General features: G+C 41.7%; 13 protein-coding genes. 9 read left to right on the forward strand and 4 right to left on the reverse strand.

What is annotated here, in order from left to right; genetic code table 11:
• The first annotated feature begins 130 nt into the window (after positions 1–130).
• The 3 genes from smpB to MMU05_RS05870 all read left to right on the forward strand — a co-directional run bounded on the left by smpB (position 131) and on the right by MMU05_RS05870 (position 3,794).
• Positions 131–601 (forward strand): SsrA-binding protein, encoded by a 471-nt coding sequence (gene smpB / locus MMU05_RS05860; protein ID WP_241140736.1) that lies wholly within the window; start codon positions 131–133, stop codon positions 599–601.
• Between the two features lie 55 nt (positions 602–656).
• A complete protein-coding gene (locus tag MMU05_RS05865) occupies positions 657–1,163 on the forward strand; it encodes an HNH endonuclease (protein WP_241140737.1) in 507 nt (168 codons plus the stop codon).
• Positions 1,164–1,256: 93 nt separating this feature from the next.
• A complete protein-coding gene (locus tag MMU05_RS05870) occupies positions 1,257–3,794 on the forward strand; it encodes a hybrid sensor histidine kinase/response regulator (protein ID WP_241140738.1) in 2,538 nt (845 codons plus the stop codon).
• Here the strand turns inward: MMU05_RS05870 and MMU05_RS05875 are convergent, their stop codons facing one another.
• Together MMU05_RS05875 and MMU05_RS05880 are read right to left on the reverse strand one after the other, a co-directional pair.
• The gene (locus MMU05_RS05875) at positions 3,795–5,129 is read right to left on the reverse strand and encodes a sigma-54-dependent transcriptional regulator (protein ID WP_241140739.1); all 1,335 of its coding nucleotides are present in this window, start codon (positions 5,127–5,129) and stop codon (positions 3,795–3,797) included.
• Positions 5,130–5,218: 89 nt separating this feature from the next.
• The gene (locus MMU05_RS05880) at positions 5,219–5,545 is read right to left on the reverse strand and encodes a hypothetical protein (RefSeq protein WP_241140740.1); all 327 of its coding nucleotides are present in this window, start codon (positions 5,543–5,545) and stop codon (positions 5,219–5,221) included.
• A gap of 846 nt (positions 5,546–6,391) precedes the next feature.
• Here MMU05_RS05880 and MMU05_RS05885 point away from each other — a divergent pair.
• The 6 genes from MMU05_RS05885 to MMU05_RS05910 all read left to right on the forward strand — a co-directional run bounded on the left by MMU05_RS05885 (position 6,392) and on the right by MMU05_RS05910 (position 12,770).
• A complete protein-coding gene (locus tag MMU05_RS05885; protein WP_241140741.1) occupies positions 6,392–8,275 on the forward strand; it encodes an amidophosphoribosyltransferase in 1,884 nt (627 codons plus the stop codon).
• A gap of 104 nt (positions 8,276–8,379) precedes the next feature.
• Complete coding sequence (locus MMU05_RS05890) at positions 8,380–9,432, forward strand: M42 family metallopeptidase (RefSeq protein WP_241140742.1); 1,053 nt, start codon at positions 8,380–8,382, stop codon at positions 9,430–9,432.
• A gap of 379 nt (positions 9,433–9,811) precedes the next feature.
• Complete coding sequence (locus tag MMU05_RS05895) at positions 9,812–10,294, forward strand: glutathione peroxidase (protein WP_241140743.1); 483 nt, start codon at positions 9,812–9,814, stop codon at positions 10,292–10,294.
• A 31-nt stretch (positions 10,295–10,325) separates the two neighbouring features.
• On the forward strand, positions 10,326–11,564 hold the full coding sequence (locus tag MMU05_RS05900) for an NADH:flavin oxidoreductase/NADH oxidase family protein (protein WP_241140744.1): 1,239 nt from the start codon (positions 10,326–10,328) through the stop codon (positions 11,562–11,564).
• A 32-nt stretch (positions 11,565–11,596) separates the two neighbouring features.
• Positions 11,597–12,034 (forward strand): DoxX family protein, encoded by a 438-nt coding sequence (locus tag MMU05_RS05905; RefSeq protein WP_241140745.1) that lies wholly within the window; start codon positions 11,597–11,599, stop codon positions 12,032–12,034.
• A gap of 286 nt (positions 12,035–12,320) precedes the next feature.
• On the forward strand, positions 12,321–12,770 hold the full coding sequence (locus tag MMU05_RS05910; protein ID WP_241140746.1) for a MarR family winged helix-turn-helix transcriptional regulator: 450 nt from the start codon (positions 12,321–12,323) through the stop codon (positions 12,768–12,770).
• Between the two features lie 125 nt (positions 12,771–12,895).
• Here MMU05_RS05910 and MMU05_RS05915 read toward each other — a convergent pair whose 3' ends face one another.
• Complete coding sequence (locus MMU05_RS05915) at positions 12,896–14,017, reverse strand: hypothetical protein (RefSeq protein ID WP_241140747.1); 1,122 nt, start codon at positions 14,015–14,017, stop codon at positions 12,896–12,898.
• 64 nt (positions 14,018–14,081) lie between these two features.
• A complete protein-coding gene (locus MMU05_RS05920; protein WP_241140748.1) occupies positions 14,082–14,468 on the reverse strand; it encodes a hypothetical protein in 387 nt (128 codons plus the stop codon).
• Positions 14,469–15,036: the final 568 nt, after the last annotated feature.

Below are 15,036 nucleotides of genomic sequence, written 5' to 3' on the forward strand. Positions count from 1 at the left end.
GCAAGCCACGCAAATCATACTTCGTAAATCGTTCCTCGTAAATCGTTCCTCGTAAATCGTACTTCGTAAATCGTATTTCTCAAATCGGAGGATGCAAAGAAGACAAAATTGACAACAATTAGAACCAAACATGTCAGTAATCAAAAAGAACAAATTCGATAAAATCATCAATATCCGGAACAAGAAAGCAAGTCATGAATTTGAATTCTTGGATACCTATACTGCAGGCCTAGTGTTGAGTGGCACAGAAATCAAATCCGTACGGGAAGGAAAAGTCTCCCTTACTGAAGCCTATTGCTATTTTCAAAGGGGAGAGTTGTATGTCAAACAGATGCATATCGCGCCCTATTCGATGGCTGCCAGTTATAACCACGAAGCTGTCCGCGAGAGAAAATTGTTGCTGAACAAAAGGGAAATTGAAAAGATTGAAACAAAATTTTCAGAAAAAGGGCTTTCGGTCATACCGATCAGGATTTTTATCAATGACAAGGGTTTGGCCAAAATGGAAATAGCCGTCGCCAGAGGTAAAAAACTACATGACAAGCGGGAAGACATCAAAGAAAAAGACGTAAAAAGAGAGCTTGCCAAGATGAAGTTCTAAAACATTTGAATTCTACAACAGGTTTTTCCAACCAAAGATTTTATATTAGTGGATTATGGAAAGACGTGTTTTGGTTTTAAACTTGGATCATTCTCCTGTCGCTGTGGTGACAGTCCAAAAGGCCTTCGTGTTGACCTATCTCGACAAAGTAAGCTGCCTTACTTTTTATCAAGACCTGACCATCAGGACAGTGACCAAAACTTTCCAATACCCTGCCGTAATCCGATTGAATGAATATAAGAACATTCCCTACAAAGGTGTTTTGCTGAACAGGGCTAACATTTTCCGTAGAGACAGTCAGGAATGTCAATATTGCGGTTCCAAAAAGCAGCTTACCTTAGACCATGTCGTGCCACGATCCAAAGGAGGAAAATCCAATTGGGTCAACTTGGTCGCTGCCTGTCACCGCTGTAATGTCTATAAAGGAGACAAAACACCCGAGCAGGCAGGAATGCAGCTGAGATCCCAACCTTTCAAACCTAGCTTGGGGTATTTTTTGGCAGAATATGCAGAACGCCATGCCGAAGAATGGGTTCCTTACCTTGAGCTCAGGACAGTTTAGAGCGATTTTTTAATCCGAGCAATTTTCTCTCTGATAAATTGACAAGGATAATGGAACAGTTATTGCCTTTTTGGAAAGTAAAAAAAGGTACCGATGCGGCTTACAGGAAAATATCAGGTCAGGGGAAAGGTTGTCATTGGTTTTATCCTTGCATTCTTTTTGGTGTTGGGGATCAGCGCGGTGACCTATTTCAGCATCCGAAATCTCCTCGACACGGTCCAGGATCTCACCCGGCCAAATGAAAAACTCCAGCAGCTGAATGGTCTCATGGCAGATGTCTATGTGCTTGACATCAACAAAACTGAGCGGACATCTGACAAAGATTCTGTCTCCGAACTCGCAAGAAAACGGGTCAAAGAAAGGCTCGAATGGCTAAAAACCAATTCCCTCGATTCAGCAGAAATCCAGAACTACGAACAGGTCGGTCTGACTATTTCCGAATTGATGGTGGTTTTTGCCGGATTGGAAGAAGTGAGAAATTACCTAGCCAATAGAAATTTCAGTGCGGAGGCATTAAAAGGAATAGAGATCAGAATCAAAAGGCAGCAGGAACTGAGCGACATGCAGTTTTTGGGAAAACTCCGGACCAAAGATTTGCTTTCCTCCTTAAATCCAAAATCGGAAGAATCCGATTCTATAGGAAAAGAAAGTAAAGAACCTGAGCGATCAAATGAGTTTGACATCGGGAATGAATTACTAGAAATTGCCAAAGACATCAAAAAGTCCGGGACAGTTGTCCCGCCTTCGGTGCCCCCAAAATCCACCAACCAAGATTCAATCCTGCTCGTAATCCGTAATTCTGTAGAGAGAATTTACAAAGATGAACAGCGCCTTCAAGACAGGTTTCTTAAGTTGGAAGAAAACCTGATCGAAAAGAACACAGATATTTTTTTTCAAATCCAGCAAATGATTTCCAATCTTCAGAATGATTTATTGAAGGAATACAAAGTCCAAAACCGCTCTGCTTACAAGCTTACCTACACCGTCTCCTGGATTTTGGGGATTTTGGTGTTTTTTGGGGTAGCCGGTTCTTTGGGTTTTGTATTTAGCATCCTCCAAGAAGTAGATAAAGCTGATTTATATGGGGAAAAATTAGAGGAAGCAAAAATACGATCTGACAAACTAGCCAAGACCAAGCAGGAATTCCTTGCCAATATGAGCCATGAAATCAGAAACCCCCTTCATGCCATTCAGGGCTACCAAAAAGCTTTGGAAAAATCTGATCTCCATGGCCAACAAAAAGAGTTTGTCGAGAGAATAGGCTTTGCTTCTAATACCCTCATCGCTGTGGTAAATGATATCCTTGATTTTTCTAAGCTCGAAGCGGGGCAGGTTCAGGTGGTGAAAGAACCCTTTGAGTCAAAGGATTTCTTTCTTTCGATCAAGAATTTTTTTGCATTGAAGGCCGAGCAAAAGGGTCTCTATTTTAATTGGAATATTGACCTTCCCCAGAATCAATGGCTGGTTGGAGACCAATTGAGGATCAATCAGATCATGAATAACCTTCTTGGAAACTCACTTAAATTTACCCAAAAAGGAGGAATTGTGGTCGACATCACTTGGGTAAAAAAGCATCTAGAAATTAAGATTGCTGATACAGGGATGGGAATGACGGCTGAAATCCGAAAGAACATATTCAAGGAATTTAACCAAGGCGATTCCGCCATAAACAGAAAGTTTGGTGGTACCGGTTTGGGCTTGGCGATAGTCAAGAAATTGATTGACAAACTGGGAGGGACCATTCAGGTATCAACTGAAGTTGATAAAGGCACCATTATTTCCTTTACAATACCTTGTGAAGTGATCGAACCTATTTCCAAACAGTCCGAACATACTTTTGAATTCTCCCTTCAAGGATTAAGAATTCTGTTGGTAGATGATGACCCTCTAGGATTACAATTGCTCAAATTGATCCTCGAAAGCCGCGGGGCAATGGTATCGGCAATTCAGGGAGGTGCAGCGTTTTCGAGGGAATTTGTTTCTGATGAAATTGATATTGCCATCATTGACATACAGATGCCTGAAGTCAGCGGATTGGAGGTAGTGAAAATAATAAGGGCCAATGAAAAATTCCTGACTTTGCCGATAATTGCCATGACTGCCAATGTTTTTGTGGAGGAGGAAAGAAAAATAGCGGAAGCTGGATTTGACGGATTGATTTTAAAACCTTTCAAGGAAAATGAAATAGTCAAGAGGATAGGATTGATGTTAGGCCTCACCCAAATAGCTTTTCGCCCGGAAAATCCCACAGAAAACCAAGTGGAGATAAAATCTGATTTGGAAACGACAGACTATGACCTTTCGGACCTGATGAGGTTTTGTATGGGAGACAGGGAAATGCTGCTGGAAGTTATTCAGGATTTTATAAACGCTGCAAAGGAGGATGTAAGGGGGCTGAATTTGGCTTTGGAAAATTCTGATTTTGGGAAAATACTCGAAATTATCCATCGGATGTCCAGTCGGCTTGGCCAGCTGAAGATATCCTGTGCCCAATTGGCAATGGAAATTGAGAGGGATTTAAAACTTGGCAAAACCGTCGAAACAATTGAATCGATCAGAGAATTGGCAAAATATACCACCGAGATCATGGCTAAAATCCAGTCTGAATGGATGCCTGAACCAGCCAAATAATTACTTCAGGCCATATTTTTCCATTTTGTTGTAGAGGGTTTTCCTGTCCATCCCAAGGACTTGGGAAGCTTTTGATTTATTGAATCTCACTTCCTTTAAAACCCTATCAATCATTTCTTTTTCGTGGTTTACCAAATTGCTTTTGTAATCCAAAGCAGGCTCGTGGGATTCAGGATTGATTTCCAATAAATCCTGTGGAAGCAAATCTTTGGTGATTACTTTATTGCCACACAACAAAACTGCGCGTCTGACGATATTTTTCAGTTCACGGAGATTTCCGGGCCAGGCATATTCCATAAAAATCTTTTCCACCTCCGCATCAATTCCGGTGACATTTCTATCTAACTTCATATTGCTTTGCTGGATAAAATGTGCGGTAAAAAGCTTGATGTCCTCTTTTCTTTTCCGCAAGGGCTGCAGGTTGATGGTGAATTCATTCAATCTATGGTAAAGGTCCTCTCTGAAATTTCCTTCCTGACTTCCTGACTTCAGTTCATCGTTGGTAGCGGCAATAATCCGAACATCTATTTCTGTTTCTTTATTTGCTCCGATCTTGCGGATTTTCCTTTCTTCGATAGCCCTGAGCAGTTTGATCTGAATGTCATAACCAAGGTTGCCAACCTCATCCAAGAATATGGTGCCCCCATTTGCCTGCTCAAAATGACCGGTTTTATTGTCCAAAGCTCCGGTAAAAGAACCCTTAACATGACCAAAAAGCTCACTTCCTGCAAGTTCTGAAGACAAGGCTCCACAATCAATCGCCACAAAAGGACTGTCTTTGCGATTGGAATTTTGATGGATTTTCTTGGCTATGTATTCTTTTCCGGTTCCTGTTTCTCCCAAAACCAGCACACTAAGGTCGGTGGGTGCGACAAGGCTGATGAATTCCTCCAATTTGGAGGCGTTGGCGCTGCTCCCTTTGACATAGTCCTGTTCTTTTTTTTCAGCAACAGGCAATTGGGGTTTTGATTCAACGGGTCCTGATAAGGCTTCTTTGACAGTGACGAGCAACTCGTCAGGATTGATGGGTTTGGTGATGTATTCGAAAGCCCCCATTTTCATCGCCTTTACTGCGATTCTGATATCGGAATAATTCGTAATCAGGATGACATTGATTTCGGGGTTTTTCTTGATAGATTGCTCCAATAGTTCCAGTCCATTTCCGTCAGGAAGCCGGTAATCCGTAATGATGAGTTGTGGCCAACCGGATTGGAAAATGGGTACGGCTTGGGCCAAACTGTTGACTGATTGGACCTCAAGGTTATTTTTTTCTAAAAAATTCCGGATAATCCGGGAATATGTCATGTCATCCTCTATCAAAAGTACCTTTTGCATCTCTTTCCGTTCTTCGTTCGACGGGGAGTATAACAAAAAAAGCACCAGAATATTTCCGGTGCTTTTAAATTTGACAAGTTTAGGATTGATTAGTCTTCAATCACTTCTCCTAGGGCAGTATATTTTTTGACAAGTTCTTGGCCCTCGTTGTCAAATTTGATAACGAAATGGCTTGCTGCGTCTTCGCCGCTAACTTTCCAGGCTTCGCTGATTTTCAAAGCTTTCAGAGCTGCGTCTTTTTCAATCGCTTCCTTCACGAGAGCTGGAAGATCGGCAGGATCAACTTTTACTTTTTCTGATTCCTGAGAAACTTTCATTTCAGTGATTACACTTGAAGCGTTGGTAGAGTTTGCCATCAAAGGAGCAGTTGCCATTCCAATAACAAGCATTGCGGGGATAATAAATCGGGTTTTCATAATAATTTGGTTTAGTTAAAATTGATAATTGGTTTTGTTTAATTTTTGGATTGCTATCTCTTGCTTTTGGCATGGAAATAGACATCTCTGTTTTTTTTGAATCGTGATTCAGTTTCAAATTTCCAGTGTATTGCTTTCCTGTTGTCAGGATCACTTCGCCGGTTTTGTAGTTTTTGATTTCCGTTTCATGTTTACCCTATTTGCACATGTCGTGCCAAGGGGAAAAAGGCCCTTATTTAATCATAAACAGTGATTCTATTCTTTAAAAGTGGGGAATCATTACACAAAGTGGGGAATTATTCCCCAAACTGAGGGTGAAACAATCCTATTTGGTCGGGTGGGGCAGGCTCAAAATGCGGGTCATTCTTAAATCCGCTTACCTTTAATTGACTTCTCGAGGTTTAGATCATCTTTGTTTTTAGAATCCAAAAAGTAAAAGGAAGAATAGTATTTGAAAATCTGAAATATGTATATCCGCCTTCTTACCAGTATAGGATTACTTACAGAATGGTCTCGGCAGGCTCGACCACCGGAATTTATTGATATTGAAGGGGGGTGGTAGAAATGCGGCAAAGCCGCATTTCTACCACCCCCCTCTGATCTCACGATATCCGTTCACCGAGCTTGCCGAGGTGGAGAAAAATGATATTTGGCTACAGGTATAAAAGCGGATATACATAATCTGATATTTAGGCAAAAGAATACTCAAAAAAATAAAAAATTGGGCCCGTGGTTTTTTCTGTGGGAACCAACAAAATATTATATAAACCGAACTTTTTTTACTTCCATAAACTTCTAAAAAAGATTTACCTTTACAATTCCAGAAATTACTCGTGTACAAAACCAATGAGTGACCAAATCAAACATGAATGTGGTATTGCGATGATCAGGCTTCGAAAGGAGCCACAATACTACATCGAGAAGTACGGTTCGCCGCTATATGCTCCCAACAGGTTGTACGTCCTGATGCAAAAGCAGATCAACAGAGGTCAAGACGGCGCGGGAGTTGCCAACATCAAGCTTGACACCAAACCCGGCACACGATATATCAGCAGATACCGGTCTATAGAACCCCAAGCTGTTAATTATATCTTTGACAAAATCTATAAGAAATATAAGAAAGCCAAAAAACTGGGCGGGAAGAAGGGGATGAACAATGCACAATGGTTGAAAGAAAATGTCGCATTTTCGGGAGAAGTATGGTTGGGACATCTCAGATACGGCACCCATGGAGAAAACAGTATCGAAACCTGTCACCCGTTTTTGAAGCAAAATAACTGGAGGAGCCGCAACCTCGTCATGGCAGGTAATTTCAACATGACCAATGTGGAGGAATTGTTCAGCAAATTGGTACAGCTCGGACAGCACCCTAAAGAAAAAACGGATACCGTTACCGTCATGGAAAAAGTCGGTCACTTTTTGGACGAAGAAAACCAGCGGATTTTTGACAAATACAAGCACCAATATTCCAATGAACAGATTACTGCCGTCATAGAAAATGAAATCGATGTGGCACGGATACTCAAAAGGTCCTGCAGGGATTTTGACGGGGGATATGCGATGGCGGGAATCATCGGCAACGGTTCAAGTTTTGTCGTCCGCGATCCTTCAGGAATCCGTCCTGCTTATTATTATGCAGATGAGGAAATAGTGGTAGTAGCCTCCGAAAAGCCTGCCATCAAATCCGCATTCAATGTAGATTACAAGCAGATCAAAGAAATCAAACCAGGCCATGCCTTGGTGATCAATAAAGACGGTTCCTACGCAGAGCATGAAATCCTTCCTGCAAGAGAAAAGAAATCCTGCAGTTTTGAAAGGATTTATTTCTCAAGAGGAACTGACCCGGATATTTACAGAGAAAGAAAAGCACTTGGCCGCGCACTTGTGCCACAGGTCTTGAAAGCCATAGATTTTGACCTCAAAAACACCGTATTTTCCTACATCCCAAATACTGCGGAAACAGCCTTTTTGGGCATGATCGAAGGACTCGAGGATTACCTGAGTGCCAAAAGGAGAGAAGTGCTCCTGGAAGGGAAGCCTCATTTGGAGGATCTGGAGGAGCTTCTCAACTTCCGTCCAAGGGTAGAAAAACTCGTCAGCAAGGATGTCAAATTGAGGACTTTTATTACCAATGATTCCGACAGGGATGCCATGGTGGCCAATGTTTATGACACCACTTACGAAGTCGTCAGGGCGGGACTTGATACTTTGGTGGTCATCGATGACAGTATTGTGAGAGGGACTACTTTGGAAAAAAGCATATTGACCACATTGGACAAACTCAATCCCAAGCGGATTATCATCGTCTCTTCGGCTCCTCAGATCCGTTTCCCGGACTGCTACGGTATTGACATGTCAAAGCTAAGAGAGTTTATCGCCTTCCGTGCGACAGTGGAATTGCTGAAAGACAAAAGTATGAGCTATTTGTTGGATGAGGTCTATGAGAAGTGCAATACCAATCAGATTTTGACAGAAAACTATGTAAAGGCACTTTATGAGCCATTTACCGATCAGGAAATTTCAGATAAAGTAGCCGATATCATTACCACTGACGACATCCATGCAGAGGTAAAAGTCATCTATCAAACTGTTGACAATTTACATAAATGCATCCCGGACCATTCAGGAGATTGGTATTTTACAGGCGACTTCCCGACTTCAGGAGGAATGCGGGTTGTGAACAGGGCTTTTGCCAATTACATGGAAGGAAAAGTGGTCAGGGCATACTGATCTTTACCAATATTTAATCCAATGACCAAACTTCAAGTCCCCAAAGCACTTGTTTTTGGTCATTGTTTGTTTAATTAAAATTCATCTTTATCAAACCCGTAATCATGGAAGTCAATGTACCCTTGTTAAAACAGATTTGTGAAATTGCCGGTGCTCCGGGATTTGAAAAAAGAATCAGAGATTTGGTCATCGAATTGGTGACCCCTCTTGCAGACGAGGTCAGGACGGACAACATGGGCAGCGTCATAGCCATCAAAAAATCCAAGAAAAATCCCGATTCCAAAAGAGTGATGGTGGCTGCACATATGGATGAAATCGGATTTATCGTCACCCATATTGATGACAAAGGATTTGTGAGATTCCATGTTTTGGGAGGTTTTGACCCCAAGACCCTGACCGCACAGCGGGTAATCATCCACGGCAAAAAGGATTTGGTGGGTGTCATGGGTAGTAAACCCATCCATGTCATGACCGCTGACGAAAAGAATAAACTGCCTCAGATCACTGACTTTTTTATAGACTTGGGCATGGGCAAAGAGGAAGTGGAGAAGTACGTGACCATAGGAAATCCCATCACGAGAGACAGGGAATTGATAGAAATGGGTGCCTGTGTCAACTGCAAATCCATTGACAACAGGGTTGCGGTTTTTATTCTTTTGGAGACCTTGAGGGTATTGGACAATCCGGCCTATGACGTGTATGCCACTTTTACCGTGCAGGAAGAAGTAGGTATCCGTGGCGCAAATGTTGCCGCACATGGGATCAATCCTGATTTTGGGATAGCATTGGATACAACCATAGCCTTTGATGTACCGGGAGCCCAACCTCACGAAAAAGTCACCGAATTGGGTAAAGGAACTGCCATCAAAATCATGGATGCTTCGACCATCTGCGATTATAGGATGGTGGCTTTTATGAAGCATACTGCCGATCAGCATCAGATTAAATGGCAACCTGAAATCCTAACTGCAGGAGGTACAGATACCGCCGGAGTGCAGCGTATGGGCAAGCAGGGGGCTATCGCCGGTGCGATTTCCATACCGACACGTCACCTGCATCAGGTCATCGAAATGGCCCACAAAGAAGACATCTCCAACAGTATCCAACTTCTGAAGGCTTGTTTGGAGGACATCGATAGCTTTGATTGGAGTCATTGAGAAGGTAAAACATAAAATGAATTTCCATTCCGAGGTCTGATTTTTCAGACCTCTTTTTTTTTGTAAAAAAATTAAATGTTTGTACACAATTATGCCAGTAGATTGGGTATCCATTTAAATTTTTGTCTGCAGACTGAAATATCCGGTACATCCCTGCCCGACGACAGGCGGGGGTCTTCCGACTTCCTCCCGATAGCGGGATCCGTCCCCATGAAGAAGAATTTAGCATTACTGGCAAAGAAGCGTATATCTATGAAAAATTATTCTCTTTCATTCAAAAACAAAATCTAAGGATTTAGATTATAATAAGTCACAAGCGATATAAATTAAGACTATATTTGTATCGCGCACGATATAATATGAATTAACAATACGATTTATGAAAAACAGGTTTTATGATTTTTCTGCCAATAACCTTCAGGGTAAAGAAGTATCCATGTCAGAGTTCAAAGGAAAGACGGTTCTGGTGGTCAATACCGCCAGCCAATGCGGTCTGACTCCACAATATGAAGGCTTGGAAAAACTCAACCAAAAGTACAAAGACAAAGGCTTGGTCATCCTGGGATTTCCCTGCAACCAATTCGGCAATCAGGAACCCGGGGATTCAAAGGACATTGCAGAAGGATGTCTTCTGAATTATGGAGTAAGCTTCCCCATGTTTTCCAAAATAGAAGTCAACGGAAAGAATGCCCATCCAGTATTCAAATACCTCAAACATGAATTGGGTGGAATATTTGGGTCAAGTATCAAGTGGAACTTTACCAAATTTCTGGTAGATGCAAATGGGAAACCCGTCAAGAGATTTTCTCCCATCACCAAGCCCGCAGAAATTGATAAATACCTTAGGAAAATTTTAAAGTAATCACACCGTTTTTATTTCTTCCCCTCCAATAATGCCTGAAAATCCATTAAACCGTCCATTTACTCTTCCAAATGGAGTCCTGATCAAAAACAGACTTTTCAAATCCGCCATGAGTGAAGGACTCGGCAATAAGGATGGTTCTCCCAAGCCAATGCTCGATCTCCTTTATCGTAAATGGGCGGATGGAGGAATTGGTCTATGTGTCACGGGAAATGTCATGATTGACAGAGGGGCACTTGGCGAACCGGGAAATGTGGTGATCGAAGATACCTCAGGATTGGAAGGGTTGAAAACCTGGGCCAAAAACGCCACTGCCAACGGGACACATTGCTGGGTTCAATTGAACCATCCCGGAAAGCAGGCACCCAAGGGACTGAACAAAGAGACAGTTTCTCCTTCGGCTATTCCTTTTAGGAAGGACATGCAGTCTTTTTTCAATACCCCGAGGGAACTGACCGATGCGGAAATCCAGGACCTGATCAAAAGGTTCTCCTTTGCAGCGAAAATGGTAAAGGAAGCTGGGTTTTCGGGGGTTCAGATTCATGGTGCCCATGGGTATTTGGTCAGTCAGTTTCTTTCTCCCCATCATAATCAGCGAACTGATAAGTGGGGAGGTGACCCAGACAGACGCAGAAGGTTTGTATTGGAAGTCTATCAGGCCATGCGGGATGCTGTCGGAATTGATTTTCCAATCGGAATCAAACTCAATTCGGCTGATTTTCAACGAGGGGGTTTTACGGATGAGGAATCTTTAGAAACCATTAAGGCATTGGAATCGGTAGGCATTGACCTGATAGAAATATCCGGCGGTACCTACGAAGCCCCTGCGATGATGGGAACCAAATGGAAGGAAAGCACCCAAAAAAGGGAAGCCTATTTTATGGATTTTGCGGACAAAGCAAGAAAGGCAGTCAAACTACCTTTGGTAGTAACAGGTGGGTTTAAAAGCTATGAAGGTATGGCAGATGCCATTCAATCAGGAAATGTGGATTTTGTAGGTTTGGCAAGGTTAATCGCCGTAGAACCGGATGCACCTCTCAGGCTCCTGAATGGACAATCTCCCAAAATATCTATCCAACCAATTAAAACCGGAATCGGACCCATAGACAAAATGGGCGTGATGGAGACTGTGTGGTACCGCGAACAACTGGAAAGAATGGGCAAAGGAATGGAACCAAAGCCAAACTTAGCCGCCTTTGTCGTATTTCTGAAATTCGTTTATAAACTGATATTCAAAAGAAAAGGGGCACTTAAGGAAAGAGCATCCTGATTTTTATTTTCAATCTAAAATCTTCAATAATTATGGAATCAATTTTCAATCCCACCATTCAGCCCAAAACCAACATCGGACAGATTATCGTCAGGGTCCTGCTAGGCAGTTTTTTGCTTTTTGCAGGTATCAGCCATCTTTCCTTTAATCGGGCAGAATTTTTGGCGCAGGTACCGCCTTGGGTTCCCATGGATCCGGACCTAGTTGTAATCCTGTCAGGAATAGTGGAAATCCTCCTTGGAGCATCTTTGCTTTTCCTTGCCTCCAAAAGGGCGCAAGTCGGTTGGGTGGTAGCGCTGTTCTTCGTACTGATTTTTCCGGGCAACGTTTCGCAGTATCTCAATGGGATTGACGCCTTTGGGTTGGATACTGACCGCGCACGGTTTATCCGTTTGTTTTTCCAGCCGGTCCTGATAGTCATGGCATTGTGGTCCACAGGCGCTTGGCAGGCTTGGAGAAACAAAAATTAGAAGAGTGAATTGATTTATATGCGATTCCTTTGCTTGTTAATTAATTGTAAACCAAGCTTATTAAGATATTCATTGATATTAGAAATTGATAGATATTGATAGATATTGATGAAGTAACCAATGGTTATTTGGTTAGACATTTCTTCTCAAAAGGAAATAATCAATGCCCGACGGAATATATGTATCAACTAATATCTAGTATCAATCAATATCGATTTAAACATCAATTTCCATTGGATTAGGATAATGTTGATTAAGTGATAAGACGTTCGATAATTTAAATGAAATGGAGCAACTAAAACTTGATAACCAGATATGTTTCCCAATGTATGCGGCCTCAAGGTTGATCATCAGGGAATACCAGCCCCATCTGGACAAACTTGGGATTACTTATCCTCAGTATTTGGTCTTGTTGGTTCTTTGGGAGGAGGATGGGATTTCTGTCAATGACATTGCCCATAAGTTGATTTTGAATACCAATACAGTGACGCCACTTTTGAAGCGGGTGGAGACATTGGGATTAGTTTCCAGGATTCGATCTGAAGAAGATGAGAGGAAAGTCATTGTAAGGCTTACTGAAAAGGGAAGCGCAATGAAAGCAGAGGCCGCCCATATTCCTTATAGCTTGATGGCGGACATTTCCCCTGATGAGCTCAAGATGGAGGAATTGGTAGCCTTGAAAATAAAACTGGAAGAATGGATTGGTTTTTTGAAAATGAAATCTGAAAAAGTGTAGAATTGAGTCTGTTGTGACTTTGATTCAAAATATTCACTATTGAATCACCTGATGATTCGATTTCTTTCCATATAAAACCCCGGAGATTTTGAAATCTCCGGGGTTTTGGTTTATAGGATGTAGTATTAAAGGCCGAACCTATATTGGATGCCCGTCATCAACTGGGTTCTTGAACCCAAAAAGCCAACTTCGGCACGGAACATCAGACTTTTATTTAATTGGTATTGAGATCCAACAATAAAATTCCACAAATCCGCAGGTCTTCTATCCATTGTATATTGGATGGTACTTGATTCTCCATTATTCAGCGCACCGTCCACTGCAACAAGAAAAGTACTCGCTTTTTCAATAGCAAGATTGGCGGCGGTAAACTTAGCGATGTTGACAGGATTGAGCCTTTCTACACGGGAAAGTCCTTCCCACCATTCATCTACCCTTACCTGTGCAACTTCGACTTTTTCAAAACCCAGATCTACTTTTGGCTGGAGTTGATCCACAGGTAGGACTTCATCAAAGTTTACTGATCCGCTTTGTTCCCTATTGATATCGATTCTGAAGCCACCCACCCAAACTGCTATTGCGCTTTCAGGTCTGTTGAGTTTGAAGTTTTTGCCAAACCTCGGCCCAACAACAAATGTTCTTGTTGGCACGCTTAATTGCGGTACATCTGTCCAAGCTATGTTTAAGTCTAAAGCTATAAAACCTCCGCCCACGCCGATGGTGGGAGTCATTCCAAACCCGAATGTGCCTGCATTGAAATCCACCCTGGAAGCTCCTGAGAATACTTCAGAATCAAAATTAAGAGAATCAGGAAGCCAAACGCTATATCCAACTTCGGTGGATGCACTCGTCCGCGCCAATATTCCATAGACATTCAGGAAAGGGAAGACCCAAACATCCGGCCTTACAGAAATGGCTCCTGCTCTTGAAACAGCAGTATTGAATCGGACGATGTCATCCACGTCAAATTTTTGTCCTCCGTTGAACCCAACCATTAGATTTTCGAGTACAATATCTGATTCTTGCCATAGATAATTTACACTAATACCTGCAGAATAGGGGAGGGAAAACCCTGCTTTGGTCGCCCGATCTCCCCAAATTGGAAGGACATAGGGATATTCAGCTGCTTTGACACTGTCAATGTAAGATTGATTTTTTGGACCCACTTCTCTATTTGTAAATACCTGAGAGAAGCCGGTGCTGACCGAAATAAGTAACACAAACCAGATAATTAGGAAACGCTTCATTTTTGAAAAACAGTTAATTGGTTTAAGGATAATAAACTGAAGAAATTTTTTACTTTTTATGAGACTAGGTTATTTTGACCGGAACATAGAAATAATTGACCTTGGTGATCAAAACCCCATCTTTGAAGATTTCATCAAAACCCGGGTCGTTTAAAAGATAAGTAGGCATTCCTGTGGCGCCGACATTGGATCTGACCAGAACTCCCGTGCTGATAAAGGAGTTTTCTTTGACTATGAAATGAAAGTAAAATCCCAAGTTGAAATTGTTTAATGCTTCAGAATCATTGTATCCGTTGAAGTTGGACCTATTTAAACCACCTGTCAATCCAAATTCTATTTTTTCGATATTGAGGGCCTCTCCAAATAATAAACCGATGATGATTTGGGCTTTGGATGGAATTGAAATAGAAAAAAGTATTAGAAGGAGAAATACTTTAAGTTTATTTGCCATTATGAATTGAACCATTCTTTTCACGACCAAATTGACCAAAAAAATGGTTTACATGGTAATTGCATTGTAAGGTATTTTAACTCAATTGATGGAATGTTTGCAGGTATTTCCTCTTAAGGGGACAATTGGGGGGTATCAGCTTCAAAAAAAAATAAGCTCCTGGGGCGTAATAATTTTTTGAAAAACAAAGGATAAACTCTTGGATTTTCGTTTGACCAAGGCTTTGAAAAAGTTACATAAGCAATATTGCCAAAAAGATGAATGTTGCTGTTTAATCTTTGGATTGAAGTAGAAAAAAGCGCTACATCCGACTTCAGTCTTCCGTCTATTTTGAAATGGTATTTTGGACCACAAGCAAAGAAAATGGGAATTATGTTAAATGTATGTACACAATTATGCCAGTAGATTGGATATCCATTTAAATTTTTGTCTGCAGACTGAAATATCCGGTACATCCCTGCCCGACGACAGGCGGGGGTCTTCCGACTTCCTCCCGATAGCTATCCATAAGCGTCAAGCTAAGAAGAAATTTAGAATTTCAAGATGGTTGTTTTTGCCTTTTTTGGTT

The sequence above is a fragment of the Cognataquiflexum rubidum genome, from assembly GCF_022538115.1.
Taxonomy (GTDB): Bacteria; Bacteroidota; Bacteroidia; order Cytophagales; family Cyclobacteriaceae; genus Cognataquiflexum; species Cognataquiflexum rubidum.

Coding starts and splice junctions, on each gene's coding strand:
- MMU05_RS05915 (WP_241140747.1), bottom strand. CDS start 14,017: ATGAAGCGTTTCCTAATTATCTGGTTTGTGTTACTTATTTCGGTCAGC.
- MMU05_RS05875 (WP_241140739.1), bottom strand. CDS start 5,129: ATGCAAAAGGTACTTTTGATAGAGGATGACATGACATATTCCCGGATT.
- MMU05_RS05880 (WP_241140740.1), bottom strand. CDS start 5,545: ATGAAAACCCGATTTATTATCCCCGCAATGCTTGTTATTGGAATGGCA.
- MMU05_RS05895 (WP_241140743.1), top strand. CDS start 9,812: ATGAAAAACAGGTTTTATGATTTTTCTGCCAATAACCTTCAGGGTAAA.
- MMU05_RS05885 (WP_241140741.1), top strand. CDS start 6,392: ATGAGTGACCAAATCAAACATGAATGTGGTATTGCGATGATCAGGCTT.
- MMU05_RS05910 (WP_241140746.1), top strand. CDS start 12,321: ATGGAGCAACTAAAACTTGATAACCAGATATGTTTCCCAATGTATGCG.
- MMU05_RS05870 (WP_241140738.1), top strand. CDS start 1,257: ATGCGGCTTACAGGAAAATATCAGGTCAGGGGAAAGGTTGTCATTGGT.
- MMU05_RS05900 (WP_241140744.1), top strand. CDS start 10,326: ATGCCTGAAAATCCATTAAACCGTCCATTTACTCTTCCAAATGGAGTC.
- MMU05_RS05920 (WP_241140748.1), bottom strand. CDS start 14,468: ATGGCAAATAAACTTAAAGTATTTCTCCTTCTAATACTTTTTTCTATT.
- MMU05_RS05905 (WP_241140745.1), top strand. CDS start 11,597: ATGGAATCAATTTTCAATCCCACCATTCAGCCCAAAACCAACATCGGA.
- smpB (WP_241140736.1), top strand. CDS start 131: ATGTCAGTAATCAAAAAGAACAAATTCGATAAAATCATCAATATCCGG.
- MMU05_RS05890 (WP_241140742.1), top strand. CDS start 8,380: ATGGAAGTCAATGTACCCTTGTTAAAACAGATTTGTGAAATTGCCGGT.
- MMU05_RS05865 (WP_241140737.1), top strand. CDS start 657: ATGGAAAGACGTGTTTTGGTTTTAAACTTGGATCATTCTCCTGTCGCT.